This window comes from Phenylobacterium sp. LH3H17 (assembly GCF_024298925.1).
Lineage (GTDB): Bacteria > Pseudomonadota > Alphaproteobacteria > Caulobacterales > Caulobacteraceae > Phenylobacterium.
Genome location: NZ_CP101283.1, coordinates 1,219,189 through 1,234,009, shown reverse-complemented (window position 1 = coordinate 1,234,009; position 14,821 = coordinate 1,219,189). Strand labels below are relative to the sequence as shown.

General features: G+C 69.3%; 15 protein-coding genes. 9 read left to right on the top strand and 6 right to left on the bottom strand.

Annotated features, from left to right (window positions below; translation table 11 throughout):
- Window positions 1-7: 7 nt before the first annotated feature.
- Window positions 8-1,123 (bottom strand): Mrp/NBP35 family ATP-binding protein, encoded by a 1,116-nt coding sequence (locus tag M9M90_RS05935; protein WP_254836242.1) that lies wholly within the window; start codon window positions 1,121-1,123, stop codon window positions 8-10.
- A 123-nt stretch (window positions 1,124-1,246) separates the two neighbouring features.
- Here M9M90_RS05935 and hflK point away from each other — a divergent pair, with 123 nt between their 5' ends.
- Genes hflK through M9M90_RS05915 form a run of 4 tightly spaced genes read left to right on the top strand, consistent with a single transcriptional unit; the run spans window position 1,247 to window position 4,716 of the window.
- On the top strand, window positions 1,247-2,431 hold the full coding sequence (hflK, locus tag M9M90_RS05930; protein ID WP_254836241.1) for an FtsH protease activity modulator HflK: 1,185 nt from the start codon (window positions 1,247-1,249) through the stop codon (window positions 2,429-2,431).
- Window positions 2,428-3,318, top strand: coding sequence for a protease modulator HflC (gene hflC, locus M9M90_RS05925; protein ID WP_254836240.1), 891 nt, complete (start codon window positions 2,428-2,430; stop codon window positions 3,316-3,318). The genes hflK and hflC overlap by 4 nt, the downstream gene beginning before the upstream one ends.
- Entirely contained in the window at window positions 3,299-3,877 is a 579-nt protein-coding gene (locus tag M9M90_RS05920) for a GNAT family N-acetyltransferase (RefSeq protein WP_254836239.1), read from the top strand. The genes hflC and M9M90_RS05920 overlap by 20 nt, the downstream gene beginning before the upstream one ends.
- 38 nt (window positions 3,878-3,915) lie before the next feature.
- Window positions 3,916-4,716 carry a S1C family serine protease gene (locus tag M9M90_RS05915; protein ID WP_254836238.1) on the top strand — a complete coding sequence of 267 codons (801 nt, stop codon included), beginning with the start codon at window positions 3,916-3,918 and terminating at the stop codon, window positions 4,714-4,716.
- Window positions 4,717-4,718: 2 nt separating this feature from the next.
- Here M9M90_RS05915 and M9M90_RS05910 read toward each other — a convergent pair whose 3' ends face one another.
- Both M9M90_RS05910 and serB read right to left on the bottom strand, forming a co-directional pair.
- Window positions 4,719-5,381, bottom strand: a complete 663-nt coding sequence (locus tag M9M90_RS05910; protein ID WP_254836237.1) for an HAD family phosphatase — start codon at window positions 5,379-5,381, stop codon at window positions 4,719-4,721.
- A gap of 50 nt (window positions 5,382-5,431) precedes the next feature.
- Window positions 5,432-6,325 carry a phosphoserine phosphatase SerB gene (gene serB / locus M9M90_RS05905; protein WP_254836236.1) on the bottom strand — a complete coding sequence of 298 codons (894 nt, stop codon included), beginning with the start codon at window positions 6,323-6,325 and terminating at the stop codon, window positions 5,432-5,434.
- On the opposite strand from serB, the gene miaA reads away from it, so the two are divergent.
- The 4 genes from miaA (at window position 6,324) to M9M90_RS05885 (ending at window position 11,412) form a co-directional block, all read left to right on the top strand.
- Window positions 6,324-7,253 carry a tRNA (adenosine(37)-N6)-dimethylallyltransferase MiaA gene (gene miaA / locus M9M90_RS05900; protein ID WP_254836235.1) on the top strand — a complete coding sequence of 310 codons (930 nt, stop codon included), beginning with the start codon at window positions 6,324-6,326 and terminating at the stop codon, window positions 7,251-7,253. The two genes, serB and miaA, sit on opposite strands and share 2 nt — an antisense overlap.
- A 171-nt stretch (window positions 7,254-7,424) precedes the next feature.
- Window positions 7,425-9,221 (top strand): acetolactate synthase 3 large subunit, encoded by a 1,797-nt coding sequence (locus M9M90_RS05895; RefSeq protein WP_254836234.1) that lies wholly within the window; start codon window positions 7,425-7,427, stop codon window positions 9,219-9,221.
- A 73-nt stretch (window positions 9,222-9,294) separates the two neighbouring features.
- Entirely contained in the window at window positions 9,295-9,777 is a 483-nt protein-coding gene (locus M9M90_RS05890) for a DUF4262 domain-containing protein (RefSeq protein ID WP_254836233.1), read from the top strand.
- Window positions 9,778-9,876: 99 nt separating this feature from the next.
- Complete coding sequence (locus M9M90_RS05885) at window positions 9,877-11,412, top strand: M20/M25/M40 family metallo-hydrolase (protein WP_254836232.1); 1,536 nt, start codon at window positions 9,877-9,879, stop codon at window positions 11,410-11,412.
- A gap of 7 nt (window positions 11,413-11,419) precedes the next feature.
- Here M9M90_RS05885 and M9M90_RS05880 read toward each other — a convergent pair whose 3' ends face one another.
- Together M9M90_RS05880 and M9M90_RS05875 are read right to left on the bottom strand one after the other, a co-directional pair.
- Window positions 11,420-11,941, bottom strand: coding sequence for a DUF1993 family protein (locus tag M9M90_RS05880; RefSeq protein ID WP_254836231.1), 522 nt, complete (start codon window positions 11,939-11,941; stop codon window positions 11,420-11,422).
- 92 nt (window positions 11,942-12,033) lie between these two features.
- Window positions 12,034-12,387: a nuclear transport factor 2 family protein gene (locus M9M90_RS05875; protein WP_254836230.1), complete on the bottom strand. Its 354-nt coding sequence runs from the start codon at window positions 12,385-12,387 to the stop codon at window positions 12,034-12,036.
- A 234-nt stretch (window positions 12,388-12,621) separates the two neighbouring features.
- On the opposite strand from M9M90_RS05875, the gene M9M90_RS05870 reads away from it, so the two are divergent.
- Window positions 12,622-12,966 (top strand): hypothetical protein, encoded by a 345-nt coding sequence (locus M9M90_RS05870; RefSeq protein ID WP_254836229.1) that lies wholly within the window; start codon window positions 12,622-12,624, stop codon window positions 12,964-12,966.
- On the opposite strand, the gene M9M90_RS05865 is transcribed toward M9M90_RS05870, so the two are convergent.
- The gene (locus tag M9M90_RS05865) at window positions 12,947-14,809 is read right to left on the bottom strand and encodes a hypothetical protein (protein ID WP_254836228.1); all 1,863 of its coding nucleotides are present in this window, start codon (window positions 14,807-14,809) and stop codon (window positions 12,947-12,949) included. The genes M9M90_RS05870 and M9M90_RS05865 overlap by 20 nt on opposite strands.
- Window positions 14,810-14,821 lie beyond the last annotated feature (12 nt).

Sequence of the window (14,821 nt, the reverse complement as noted above, 5' to 3'; positions counted from 1 at the left end):
GAGTCGCCTAGGCTGACAATGCCTTGGCGGCCGCCAGGAAGGCCTGAGCCGCGGCGCTGCCGGGCGCCGTCGCCACCAGGGGTTTGCCCTCGTCGCAGGCCTGGCGCAGGGCGATCTCCAGGGGGATCTCCGCCAGCAGCGGCACGCCCAGCCGGCCTGCCTCCGCCCGCGCCCCGCCCGTCCCGAAGATCGGGATCGGCGCCCCGCCGGCCGGATCGGCGAACCAGGCCATGTTCTCGATCACGCCCAGGATCGGGGTGGCGGTCTTCTGGAACATCGCCGCGGCGCGGCGCGCGTCGATCAGCGCGATCTCCTGCGGGGTGGAAACGATCACCACGCCGTCGGTCTTCAGCTTCTGGATCATGGTCAGCTGGATGTCGCCGGTGCCGGGCGGCAGGTCGACCACCAGCACGTCCAGGGGCTCGGCCTCGGACCCCCAGGCCACGTCGTGCATCATCTGGCGCACCGCCGAGGAGGCCATCGGCCCGCGCCAGATCATCGGCGCCCCCTCGTCCACCAGGAAGCCGATCGACATGACCTTCATGCCCCAGGCCTCCAGGGGCTGCAGCTTGCCGTCCATGAAGGCCGGCTCGCCGTCGATCCCCAGCATGCGCGGCGCCGAGGGCCCGTAGACATCGGCGTCCAGAAGGCCGACGCGCAGGCCCTGGGCGACGAAGGCCGCGGCCAGGTTGACCGCGATGGTCGACTTGCCCACCCCGCCCTTGCCGCTGGCCACGGCGATCACTTTGCGGACATGGGCTGGGCGCACCGCGTCCGCCGGCGGCCCGGGGGCGGCCTGCGGGTCGTTGGAGAGCCGGGCGCCCTTGCGCACACGGGTGACCCCCGCGGCGGGCGGCGCCGACGCCTCGGCCTCGGCGGTCAGCACCACCTGGGCCTTCAGCACGCCGGGCACGGCCGATAGCGCGGCCTGGGCGGCGTCGCGCACCGGGGCGTAGAGCGCCGTGTCGGAAACCGGCACCTCGAGCATGAAGCCCGCGCGGTCGGGGCCGATGGACAGTCCCCGCACCAGGCCCGCGGCCGCCAAGCCCTTGCCGGACTTCGGATCGATGATCCGATCGAGTGCGGCCAGCACGGCGCCACGTTCCGGAGCTTGCGGCTTCATATCGCCCTTTGGCTTGCTTTAACCTGCGTTGGGCCACATATCCGGCTGACAGCGCCGGTTTACAAGCCCGAGCACGGGCGAGACGACGCGGCCGCGCCGAGACGAAAGCAAGACGACGCGACCATGCCTTGGAATGACAACGCCAACCCCGGTCCCTGGGGCGCTCCGCCGCCCAACGACGGCGACGGCAAGAAGCCACCAGGGCCGCGCAGACCGCTCGGCGGCGGCGGCGGCCCGCGCGGACCGCGGAGGCCCGACGGTCCCGAGCTGAACGCCGCCCTCGAGCGCATCCAGCGCCAGATCCGCGACTTCTTCAGCGGTCCCGGCGGCCAGGGCATTCGTCCCAGCGCCCTGGCGGCCGTGGCCGGCGTCGGCTTCGGCCTCTGGGCGCTTTCGGGCGTCTATATCGTCCAGCCCAACGAACAGGCGGTGGTCACCACCTTCGGCGCCTATTCCCGTTCGGAAGGCCCCGGCATCCGCTACCACCTGCCCGCGCCGATCGAACAGGCCGAGAAGGTCGCCGTGACCTCGCTCAACCGGCTCGACATCGGCGGTGTCGGCGAGAACGACATGCCCGAGGAGAGCCTGATGCTCACGGGCGACGAGAACATCGTCGATCTGGACTTCAGCGTCACCTGGCGGGTGGCCGACGCCAGCAAGTATGTCTTCACCCTGCGCGATCCCGAGGTGTCGGTGAAGGCCGCCGCCGAGAGCGCCATGCGGGAGGTCATCGGCAAGTCGCAACTGCAGCCGATCCTGACCACCGGCCGCGGCCGGGTGCAGGCCCAGACCGCCGAACTCATGCAGCGGACCCTGGACTCCTGGGGCGCCGGCATCAGCGTCGTCGAGGTCCAGATCCGATCCGCCAATCCCCCCAAGGAAGTGGCCGCCGCGTTCCGGGACGTGAACAGCGCCGGCCAGGACCAGGAATCGGCCCGCAACGAGGCCAACACCTACCGCAACCGGGTGATCAACGAGGCCAAGGGCGACGCCGCCCGGCTCATCCAGTCGGCCCAGGGCTATCGGGAGCAGTCCGTGCGCGAGGCCACCGGCGACGTGGCTCGCTTCGACCAGATCTATACCGAGTATCGCCGCGCCCCGGGCGTGACCAAGGAGCGCCTGTACATCGAGACCATGCAGCGCGTGCTCGCCAATTCGAACAAGGTGGTGATCGACGGCAAGGGCGCCAGCGCCCCCATCATCCTGCCGCCCGACGTCTTCCGTCCGCGCAGCAGCACGGCGCGGGCGGCTCCCGTGGAAGCCGCGGCCCCGCCCGTGGCCGCCCCCGTCCCGGGAGCGACCCGATGAACCGCAGCCTCACCGTCCTCGGCGCGATCGCCTTCGCCGCCTTGATCACCCTGTCCCAGACCTTCTTCATCGTCGATCAGCGCAAGCAGGCGGTGATCGTCCGCCTGGGGGAGCCGGTACGGGTCATCAACGCCCCCGGATCGCCCGCCCCCGGCCTGAAGATCAAGGTCCCGTTCGCCGAGAACGTGGTGCTGTTCGAGAAGCGCAACCTCGCCATCGAGGCCGCCCAGGAAGAGATCACCGCCTCCGACCAGAACCGCCTGGTGGTGGACGCCTTCGTCCGCTACCGGATCTCCAATCCGCTGCTCTACTACCGCACCCTTCGCGACGAGCAGACCGCCAGCGACCGCATCGAGCGGCTGGTGAACTCGTCCCTGCGCCAGGTTCTGGGTTCGGCGACCTCCAACGAGATCATCTCGGGCCGCCGCGGCGCCCTGATGGCCCAGACCAAGGCCGACGTGACCACCCGCGCGAAGTCGTCGGGCCTGGGCATCGAGATCATCGACGTGCGGATCAAGCGCGCCGACCTGCCGCCGCAGATCCAGGAGTCCGTCTACCGGCGGATGCAGACCAGCCGCCAGCAGGAAGCCGCCCGCATCCGCTCGCAAGGCGAGCAGGAGAAGCGCGAGATCATCGCCGGCGCCGACAAGGAAGTGGCCATCACGCTGGCCACCGCCCGCCAGGAGGCCGAGACCACCCGAGGCGAGGGCGACGCCCTGCGCACCCGGCTCTTCGCCCAGAGCTATGGCCGGGACCCCGCGTTCGCGGCCTTCTATCGCTCCATGCAGGCCTATGAGGCCTCGCTCGGCCAGGGCGACACCACGATGGTGCTCTCCCCCGGCAGCGCCTTCTTCAAGTACTTCGAGCGTGGCCCCAACGCTCGCTAAGGCGACCCTCGTCGCCCCCGCGCTCGCCTACATGCCCTCGTTCATCGATGCGATGCGCGAGGGCTTTTCCCGCGACACCTTGCGGCCTGAGACGCCGGAGACCATCGCCGCCGTGGCGGCGGACCCCGGCGCCTATGTGGCCAGCTTCGACAATCCGCCCAGCCACATCACCCTGCCCGACGGCAGTCAGGGCGAGATGGTTCCGGCCACCACCCTCTGGTGCGTCGAGGGCGAGACCTTCCTGGGCTCGGTCGGAATCCGGCACCGGCTGAACGCCAATCTCGAGCAGGTGGGCGGACATGTGGGCTACGCCGTGCGCCCCTCGGCCCGCGGACAGGGCCTGGCCAGCGCCATGCTCGCCGAAACCCTGGTCTGGATCGCCGCCAACCTGCCGTTGAAGCGCGTCCTGCTGACGGTCAGCGCTCAGAACCTCGCTTCCATCCGGGTGATCGAGAAGAACGGCGGCGTGCTGAGCGGCTCCGTCCCGCACCTCTGGCATGGCGGCGAGACCGCCCTGCACTACTGGATCGACATCCAGGGGAACCAAGCTGCAGCTTGAGGCGCTTTGGCGGGAGCCAAATCGTCCGGAGCAAGCCGATGCGCACCCAACAGCTTCTTCTCGCCGCCGCGGGGGCCATCGGCCTGATCATCCTCATCCTGCTGATCGTGGCGTTCTCGCGCGGCGGCGACGATGACGGCGGCGGCCGTGTGAAGCCTGGCGTCGGTTTCGTCAGCGCCGTCGAGAAGGCCCAGGCGGCCACCGTGATGCTGAGCGTCTCGAGTGACGGCGAAGCCATGCCCATGGGGTCGGGTTTCGTGGTCACCACCGATGGCCTGATCGTCACCGCCGCCCATGTCACCGGCGGCATGCCGGTGGTCAACGCCGTGTTCGCCGACGGCAGCGTCGCCCGCGCCGAACTGGTGGGAGTGGACGAAACCGTCGACGTGGCGGTGTTCCGCACCACCCCAGGGAAGCCGATGAAGGCGCTCTCGTTCGCCGACAGCAACCTGGTCCGCGCCGGCCAGCCGGTGGTGCTGATGGGCGCCCCCTTCGGCCTCGCGGGCACCGCCACGTCGGGGATCGTCTCGGCGGTCAACCGCCAGATCGGACGTCCGGCCAGTCCGATGGGCGAGGCTCGGTTCGCCGACGGCGCGCTGCGCGGACCCGTGGTGGCCTATATCCAGACGGACGCGGCCCTGACCACCGGCGGCTCGGGCGGCCCGCTGCTCAACGCCGGGGGCGAGGTGATCGGCCTGGCGTCCTCCCGCGAGAGCCGGGGCGACCCGGGCGCGGGCCTCTCCTTCGCCATTCCGTCGAACGTCGTGAAGGCGGTGGTCGAGCGCTTCAAGGCTGCGCCTGGACCCGGCGGCCAGGCCAGCTCCAATCCGGCGCCCTAGCCTTAGTGGCGCGCCAGCAGGTCGCGGACCTCATGCAGGTCGCGGGCGATGCGGATGCAGAGGCCCTCGATCTCCAAGGTGGGGTCGAGCAGGTCCGGGACCATGATGGTCATCATTCCCGCCGAGGACGCCGCGCGCACGCCGTTGTGGCTGTCCTCCAGGGCCAGGCAATGCTCGGGCGCGACGCCAAGCCGCCCGGCGGCGGTGAGGAACGGGTCGGGGTGCGGCTTGCCTCGCGCGTAGTCGCCACGGGCGACGATGGTGTCGAATCGCGGGATTACGCCGCTGTGGCCCAGATGGGCCTCGACCGACCGGTGGCTGGATGAGGTGGCGATGGCCCGGGGCAGGCCGATCTCATCGAGATGGTCCAGCAATTCGAGCGCCCCGGCCTTGAGCGCGATCCCGGTCGCGCAGGCGGCGTCGACCAATTCCGTCACGCGGCTATTGAACTTGAGGATCGGGAAGTCGGCGCCGAAGTGGTCGAGCACCTTCTGGTCGCCGGACGGCCCCGGCAGGCCGATCATGCTCTGGAACAGGCTGAGCGGCATGTCATGGCCGTGCTCCGCGGCCACCGCCATCATGGCGTCGCGATAGACCACTTCGGTGTCGCAGAGCAGGCCGTCCATGTCGAACACGACGGCCTTAGGTGTGCGGGGCAAGCTCATGGGCCCTCCCCTAACGGACTTCGAGCGTCGCGGTGAAATCAAACCCGGCTTCAGTCCGTAACGAACTCGGACGCCGCATAGCCCTGGAAGTGCAGTACGGCCGTCAGGTCGGCATGGTCGACCTTGGCGTCGGCCTGGGCCGCCACGATCGGCTTGGCGCGATAGGCCACGCCGAGGCCTGCGGCCTCGATCATCGCCAGGTCGTTGGCGCCGTCGCCGATGGCCAGGGTCGCGGCCATGTCGAGGCCCAGCGTCGAAGCCTCCTCCCGCAGCGCCGCCAGCTTGGCCTCGCGTCCCAGGATCGGCTCGCCCACCGTGCCCGCCAGGAGATCGCCGGCCTCGACCAGGGTGTTGGCGCGGTTGGCCTGGAAGCCCGCCGCCTGCGCCACCCGCGAGGTGAAGAAGTTGAACCCGCCCGAGACCAGGAAGGCCTTTGCCCCGTTCGCCGTCATGGTCCGCACCAGGGTCCGCGCCCCAGGATTGAGCCGCACGCGCTCGTCATAGGCCCGCTGCAGGTCGGCGAGGGGCAGGCCCTTCAGCATCGCGACCCGCTCGCGCAGGGCCGCCTCGAAGTCCAGCTCGCCGCGCATGGCCCGCTCGGTGATGGCCGAGACCTGATCCTTCACACCGGCGAAGTCGGCCAGTTCGTCGATGCACTCGCAGCCGATGATGGTCGAATCCATGTCGGCGATCAGCAGGCGCTTCTTCCGCCCGTTCCAGGGCTGGACGCAGATGTCGATGGGCCGGTCGGCGAGGGCGGCCTCGGCGGCGGCGCGCACCGAGGCGACAGCGTCGGCCTCCACCAGCAGGTCCACGGCGCCCGGGCCCAGGATCCTGGGCTCCTTGACGCGAGCGTGCGCGCCTGCGAGCGCTGGGGTCAATGTGGCGACGGCGAGCGAGGCCGCGTCTGGGTCGGGACTGACGAGGGTAAGGGCGATCTGCATGGAGCCCCGCATCTGGCTGATCGCCGGGCCCACGGCAAGCGGCAAGTCGGCGCTCGCCCTGCGCCTGGCGCGGACGATCGGGGCTGAGATCGTCAACGCCGACGCCCTGCAGCTCTACGCCGACCTGCGGGTCCTGAGCGCCCGCCCGTCGCCGGAGGAGGAGGCCCAGGCGCCCCACCACCTGTTCGGGATCGCCGACGCCGCCGACGGCTGGTCGGTCGGTCGCTGGGTCCGCGCGGCGACCGGGGTGCTGGACGAGATCGCCGCGCGCGGCCGCCCCGCCGTGGTTGTCGGCGGCACCGGGCTCTACTTCACGGCCCTGACCGATGGTCTTGCCGACATCCCCACGATCCCCGCCGCGGCTCGAGAACAGGCCCAGGCCGAGTTCGACACCCTGGGCGAGGACGCCTTCCGCGCCCGGCTGGGGGAAGCCGATCCGGCCGCCGCCGGTCGTATCGCTCTCGGCGACCGCCAGCGCCTGGTCCGCGCCTGGGAGGTGTTCGCCGCCACCGGGACGGCGCTGAGCGACTGGCAAGCTCGGACCTCGCCGATCCTGGCGGCCGACGCCTGGAATGCGGTCGCCCTGGAGCCGCCGCGCGAGGCCCTCTATGCCCGCTGCGACGCGCGGCTAGAGGCCATGATCGGCCAGGGCGCGCTTCCGGAGGTCGCCGCCCTCGCCGCCCGCGACCTCTCCCCCGACCTGCCCGCCATGAAGGCCGTGGGCTACCGCGAACTGGCCGCCCACCTGCGCGGCGAGACCAGCCTTGAGACGGCGATCGACGCCGCCCAGCGCGAAACCCGACGCTACGCCAAGCGCCAATCGACCTGGCTGCGGGGCCAGATGGCCGGCTGGCCGCGCATCGACTCCATGGCGGCTCAGGACCAATGGGGGCAGTTTCTTGCGCTCCACCCTGTCTTGACGGCCTGACGGGGGCATGTCATGACGCCGTCCAATCCTTTCGGAGAACGCGCGTGCGCGAGATTCTTGTACTCCCCGAGCGACCCGTAGCGGCCTGACCTCGTCGTCAGCCCGTAAAAGGTCGCTTGCACCAGGCCCCTCGCGGGCCTTTTTTAATGGCCCAACCAAGGTCCCGCCGAAATGACCGCCCACCAGACCATCGAAGCCGAAGCCACCGTCGAAACCCTGACCGGCGCGGAGATCGTCGTCCGCTCGCTCATCGATCAGGGCGTGGAGGTGCTGTTCGGCTATCCGGGCGGGGCGGTCCTGCCGATCTATGACGCCCTGTTCTCCGAGCCGCGCCTGCAGCACGTCCTGGTCCGCCATGAGCAGGGCGCGACCCATGCCGCCGAGGGCTATGCCCGCTCCACCGGCAAGCCCGGGGTGGTCCTGGTCACCTCCGGCCCCGGCGCGACAAACGCGGTCACCGGCATCGTCGACGCCCTGATGGACTCGATCCCGCTGATCGTCATCACCGGCCAGGTCGCCACCCACCTGATCGGCACCGACGCCTTCCAGGAATGCGACACCATCGGCATCACCCGGTCGATCACCAAGCACAACTACCTGGTCAAGGACGTGGCCGACCTGCCGCGGATCATGCACGAGGCCTTCCACATCGCCACCTCGGGCCGTCCGGGGCCGGTGGTCATCGACATTCCCAAGGACGTCCAGTTCTCGAGGGGCGTCTATCAGGGCCCCAAGGACGTGGTCCACGCCCACGACTATCGCCCGCGCACCAAGGGCGATCCGGCCAGGATCGCCGAGGCCGCGGCCATGATCGCCGGCGCCCGGCGGCCGATCCTCTACACCGGCGGCGGCGTCATCAACGCTGGCCCCCGCGCAGCCGAGCTGCTGGCCGAGTTCGCCAAGCTGACCGGCGCGCCGGTCACCTCCACCCTGATGGGCCTGGGCGCCTTCCCGGCGTCCGATCCGGCCTGGCTGGGCATGCTGGGCATGCACGGCTCGTTCGAGGCCAACAACGCCATGCACGACTGCGACGTCATGATCGCCGTCGGCGCGCGGTTCGACGACCGGGTGACCGGCCGCCTGGACGCCTTCGCGCCCACCTCGAAGAAGATCCACATCGACATCGACGCCTCGTCGATCTCCAAGAACGTTCGCGCCGATATCGGCATCGTCGGCGACGCCGGGAGCGTGCTGGAGGACCTGATCGCCGCCTGGAAGAGCCGCAACCTCTCCACCGACAAGAGCGCCATGGACGACTGGTGGCGGCAGATCGAGGCCTGGCGCGCGCGCCAGTCGTTCCGCTACAAGCCCGACGCAAACCTGATCAAGCCGCAGCACGCCGTCGAGCGACTGTACGAGCTGACCAAGCACCGCGAGACCTTCATCACCACCGAGGTCGGCCAGCACCAGATGTGGGCGGCCCAGTACTACCACTTCGACAAGCCCAACCACTGGATGACGTCCGGGGGCCTGGGAACCATGGGCTACGGCCTGCCGGCCGCGGTCGGCGTGCAGATGGCCCACCGCGACGCCCTGGTCATCGACATCGCCGGCGACGCCAGCGTCCAGATGACCATGCAGGAGATGTCGACGGCGGTTCAGTACGGCCTGCCGATCAAGATCTTCATCCTGAACAACGAGTGGATGGGCATGGTCCGCCAATGGCAGCAGCTGCTGCACGGCGAGCGCTACAGCCACTCCTATTCGTCCAGCCTGCCCGACTTCGTGAAGATGGCCGAGGCCTTCGGCTGCCTGGGCCTGCGCGCCGAGCACCCCGACGAGCTGGACGCCAAGATCGTCGAGATGGTCGAGTATGACGGCCCCGTCCTGTTCGACTGCCGGGTGACCAAGGAAGAGAACTGCTTCCCGATGATCCCCTCGGGCAAGGCCCACAACGAGATGATCATGGCCGAGGAAGCCCGCGACCTGGGCTCGATCATCGACGACGCGGGCAGGCGCCTGGTCTAAGCGGCCGCACTGCCTATGTTGACGTTTTGTTCTCTCAACAGCAAGTTGAAGCTATGCTGTTGGGAGAACTTGAATGTTCAAGTGGTTTGGCTTGTGGTCATACCGGCGGAGGCTTCTTAGCGCCGTAGCCAAGCGCGGTTGGGTCGTGATTCCGGTCGAGGGGCCCGAATCCTGGAGCTACTCCGTCGGCTTGATGCCTACGCTGGGCTCTCCCGAAATTGTCGTGTCGGGCGTTCCAGCGGATCTTGCCGATCGCTTGATGGCCGAGGCGTTTCGTCAGATTCAAAACGGAGAGCTCGCCCTTGCGGACAGGGAGACTTGGCGGGTGGACGACTGCAAGATGACATGGCGGGAAATCGATCCGTATTGGATTGGCCACGGACGTCTGCACTTCGCGCTTTGGCATCGCCGGAAGACCACCGGCCAGAACAGTGACGTGAGGGCCTTCCAACTGGTGTTTCGCGACGTGGAGACCGGCCTCTACCCCTGGGAAGCCGGCTTCCCGGAAAAGTGGTGGGACCAGCAGGTGAACTTCTACGGTCCCGCGCCCTCCTGATCAGGCCATCGTTCAGAGAACTTCGATCCGCCGGTCTTGCTTGCCGTGCGGCGAATCCGGACGTCCTAATCCTTGCGCTCAAATCGCCGAGGGACTGGGATGTCGAACGAACGCATGGCCGCTGGCCCGATCCACAACCGCCGCGCTCTGCTGGCCGGCGGAACCGCCGCGGCGCTGTTCGCACCCGGCCTGACCTTCGCCGCCAGCGGCGACCTCGCCGCGATCCGCAAGGCGGCCGAGGCCGGGTACGACGCCTCGGTCAAGCGCATCCAGGACTGGATCGCCCTGCCCTCCATCGCCGCGGAGAACCGCGACATGGACAAGGGCGCCGACTACATGATGGCCCTGGCCAAGGACGCCGGCTTCCAGCACATCGAGAAGGTCCCCACCGACGGCCACCCCGGCGTCTTCGCCACCCTGGACGCGGGCGCCAAGCGCACCATCGGCATCTACTTCATGTACGACGTGAAGCAGTTCGACCCGGCGGAGTGGAGCTCCCCGCCGCTTGAGGCGCGGGTCGTCGACAAGCCGGGCTTCGGCAAGGTGATCGTCGGCCGCGGGGCGGTGAACCAGAAGGGGCCGGAGGCCACCTTCCTGGCCGGGCTGCACGCCATCCGCGCCGCGGGCAAGAAGCCGCCGGTCAACATCGTCCTGGTCTGCGAAGGCGAGGAGGAGATCGGCAGCCCGAACTTCCGCCAGATCGTCACCAAGCCCAACGTCCTGGCCGCGCTGAAGACGTGCGAGGGCGTGGTCATCCCGGCCGGTTGGCAGAGCCCCAGCAATGGCGGGGTCAGCGTCAATCTGGGCGCCAAGGGCATAGCCGAGCTCGAACTGGTCGCCAGCGGGGCGAAGTGGGGCCGCGGGCCCAAGACCGACATCCACTCCAGCGAGAAGGCCCGGGTGGACAGCCCGGCCTGGCGGCTGGTCCAGGCCCTGCAGACCCTGGTCACGCCCGACGGGAATACTCCGGCGGTGGACGGCTATTTCGAGAGGGTCCGGCCGCTCACCGCGCGCGAGAAGGAGCTGCTGGCCATGGCGGCCCAGCAGCTCAACGAGGCCGACGCAAAGAAGGCGCTGGGGGTCGACCACTGGATCGACGACCTGGCCTGGGACAAGACCCTGGAGCGCCTGGCCTCCCAGCCGACCATCAATATCGAGGGGCTGGTCTCCGGCTATACGGGCCCCGGCGGCAAGACCATCCTGCCCGGCCGGGCGGTGGCCAAGATCGACACCCGCCTGGTGCCGAACCAGACCATGGCCGACTCCGTGGCCAAGATCCGCGCCCACCTGGACAAGCGCGGCTTCCAGGACATCGAGGTCAATGTCACGGGCGGCTACGACCCCACCGAGACCGACGAGAACAGCCGCCTGATCAAGGCCGAGATCGCCACCTACAAGCGCCTGGGCGCGGCGGTGACCGTCTATCCGCGGCTGGCGGGCTCCTGGCCGGGGGCGGTCTTCACCTCACCGCCCGTCAGCCTTCCCGCCGGCCAGTTCGGCCTGGGCCACGGCAGCGGCGCACACGCGCCCAACGAGTACTACGTGATCGAGTCCAGCAATCCCAAGGTCGAGGGCCTGGTCGGCGCGACCATGAGCTATGTGGACTTCCTCTACGAGATCGCGGCGATCAGGTAGCTGCGGCTCAGGCCTTGAGCCGCAGCTTGCCCATATAGTCGCGCTTGCCGATCGGCACGCCCTTCGTCCGCAGGATGTCGTAGGCCGTGGTGGCGTGGAAGTGCAGGTTGGGCATGGAGAACGACAGCAGGAAGCCCTCCACCGTGAACGGCATCCGTCGCTCGCCGAACTGGAAGGCCATGTCGCGGCCTTCCAGGGCGTCGACCTCCGCCGGCGTCAGCGCCGTAAGCGCGGCGATCGCGTCGGCGACCAGCTTTTGCAGATCGGCGTAGCTCAAGGGCGTGGTCGGCGCGGCCGGCGAGAACACACCGGCCTTCACGGCTTCCATGGCGCCTCGCGAATGGTGGGCGACGGAAAAGACCTGGAACGCAAACGGCGCCATGTCCGGGAACAGGCGAGCGTCGACGATCTCCTGCGGATCGATCCCGTTGTCCTGGCAGTGGGCCAGCCCGCGCTCGAGGAAGCCGGAAACCCCGCCCAGGGTCTGCAGGAATGAGACGACGGTCGCGTCGTAGAGTGAAATCGCCATGGGGTCCCCGGTCTTATGGTTCAGCTAGCCGGAAACGGACATAGGGCCCCGGCAGGCGAATACAAGCGACGTCGAGCCTCTGGCGCCCGCCCTCAGTAGAAGAACCGCTCCTCGACGATCTTGCCGTCGGCGACAGTGTAGACCCCGACCTCGTCCATGGTCATGCGTTCGCCGCTGGCCTTCTGGGTCAGGTCCATCCTGAAGCGGACCGCGAACTGGTCGCCGTTGACGTATGGCCCCTCGACCTCCGAGGAATGCACCTCGTGGTTGGCGGTCCACCACTCGCCCTTGCCGCGCACGCCGTCCTTGCCGCGGACCTCGGCCATGTCCCCGGGCATCGCCTCGTAGCTCACCACGTCGTCGGCCCAGTACTTCTCGCCGGCCGCGTCGAACTCGCCGTCCTTGCAGAGCGCGACCAGGTCGTTGGCGATGTCTTGGGTGCTCATCTCAGGCTCCTTTAGGTGGGTTGAAAGGGTCGGCGGTCAGGGCCAGCCGGAGACCAGTGTTCATCCCAACTTCCCGTCAAGGCAAGTTAAATGTTGCCTTTTTGTTCCTGCAAAGTGACGCCGAACTTACTATGGCGAAGCCCAACAACCGAGTTGCAGCTTGACTGTGCCCGTGGTGGGGGGCCAGCGTTAACCAGGGTCGATCGACTTCGGCTGCCGCCGGCAGGAGATTCCATGCGCCATCGTTTGATCTTCAGCACGCTCGCCGTGTCTCTTGTGTTGTTCACGGGCGAAACCTCGGCTCAGACTCGTGGGCCGCCGAGGACCATGGCTGGAACCGTGCAGACCACCACCACCGCCACGACCGATACGTCGGTCGCCGCGTCCGCTGAGGTCCTGCTGGACCTAAGCCGGCGCCTCGAAACCCTGGAAGGCGCCCTGAGCAACCAGACCGGCGAAGCCGCCGCCCGGAAGCTGATATGGGTCAACGCCCTGCAGACCGAGCTGTTCGCCGACCCGCCGCCCTCGGCGACCCGGGCCGCCGAAATCGAGCGCGAGATCATCTCCCTGGAGGGCTAGCCTCCGCGCACGCCCCCGTCGCCCGGGGTCTCGGCCTCCAATTCGGCGCCAGGGCGGTGGCGGTCGCGAAGTCACGGCGCGCGTCGGCACACCGGCCCAGCCTCTGGTGCGCCTCGGCCGACACGGCCGCCGCGTCCGCCCATCGCGGTGCGACTTCCCGGGCGCGCTTGGCCAGGGTCGTGGCCTGCCTGGGATCGCCGGACAGGAGGGCGAGCCGCGCACGCTCGACATAGGCGAACGGAAGCGACGGCGCACTGCTGATCGCCCGATCCAGCCAGACCTGCGCGGCGCGCCGGTCGCCGCCGGCGGCTTCTACCAGCCCTCGCGCCCTCAGGCAGGGATAGCAGTCGCCGGGGGTGGCCGCCGCCAGCGCCCTGGCCTCCGCCAGCCGACCGCTCCGCGCCAGGGCGTATGCGCGCCAGGGGTGGACCTGGGTCGCCCAGATGGACGGACTATAGGCGTCCGGCCCGCGCCCCTGGGCCGTGCGCTCGATGGCCTCGAGCGCCGTCACCGTGCCGGCCCAGTCGTCAGTCACCGTGGCGCGAGCGATTTCGGCCTTGGCCCTCAGGAGCGGGCCATAGGCGGTAGGATCAGCCAGATCCCATCTCTTCGCGTCGTCCAGTTCCGCCAGGTCGTGATTGAAGGCCAGGTCGATAGCCTCCCGCGCGCCGGCCTCGGCGCTGATCGCCCGGTTGCCCGCTTGCAGGGCCGCGTCCGACCAGGCGCGGCTGGCGCGTGCGAAGTCCCCGACGGCCTCGGCCTGAGCCGCCTCGACACGCAGCCGGCCCTGGGCCGCGGCGACGGGCGAGGTGCCGCCTGCGCCCCGGAGGGCGAGAAGGTCGCCAGCCTTTCGCAGGGCGGCGAGGGCGGCCTCGTCGTGACCGAGGTTGCCTTCCTCTTCGGCGAGCGCCGTCCATCCGGGCGCGAGACGCGGATTGAGCGCAAGTCCCCGCCGAAGCAGGGTCAGGCGTTCCTGTGGATCGGCCGCGAGGGAGCCCAGGCCGATATAGGCCCAGGCTCGCTCTGTCGGCGGACCTCGCCGCGAGAGCGTGTCCAGAACATCGCTGGCCTCGTCGGTTCGACCGTTGCGGGCCAGGTAGACCCCGTAGCGGTAGGGCTGGGCCTGGGCGTAGACGGCCGCGGCCGCTGTTCGGATGAGGTCGCCCAAGGCGGCCTCGTCGCCCGTGACGGTGACGGCCGGCGATCCGTTCACGCGGCTCGTAACGGTCAGCCCCGCCGGCCCCTTCACCACGTCTCCGGAAATCCGCGTCTCATGTCCGAGCCATTTTCGAAGGACCTGCAGCAGTTCGCCGAGCGAGACGCCGGTCTGGGGGATCTCCACCTTGATCTCGTCATCCAAGGCGCTGCGGAAGGTGTTGGCTGCGCGGGCGGAGTCGGTCTGCGACTGCAGCGCCGCCAGTTCGTCCAACAGGCGGTTGGCCAGCACCTCGCCGGACAGGCCGCGGGCGACCAAGTCCGGCGGGGCGGAGAATGGCGCGATCACCACGCCCCTGGCGTTGCTTGCCTGCCAGAGCAGGAGGCCGAAGGTCGCAACCAAGCCGACCCCGACCAGGACGGTCAGGCCACGAAGCCCCAGGCTGAACCAGGAGATCCAGCGGCGCAGGCGAAGGTGGGAGATCTGGAGCTGCCGCTGCTCATGCATGTCCTCCATCTGGAGGTCGAGCATCTGGCTCTGCTTGACCAGCAGTTCGGAGGCTCGCTTGGCGATTTCGCGATCGCCGGACCCGCGCAGGCCGAGTCCCAGCGCGATCTGGGCCGCAGCCAAGACGGGCGCGCCGGCCTCCTGCGCCGCGTCATCGCCGGACGAAGGTCCCTCGATCATGGGCTAGCTCCC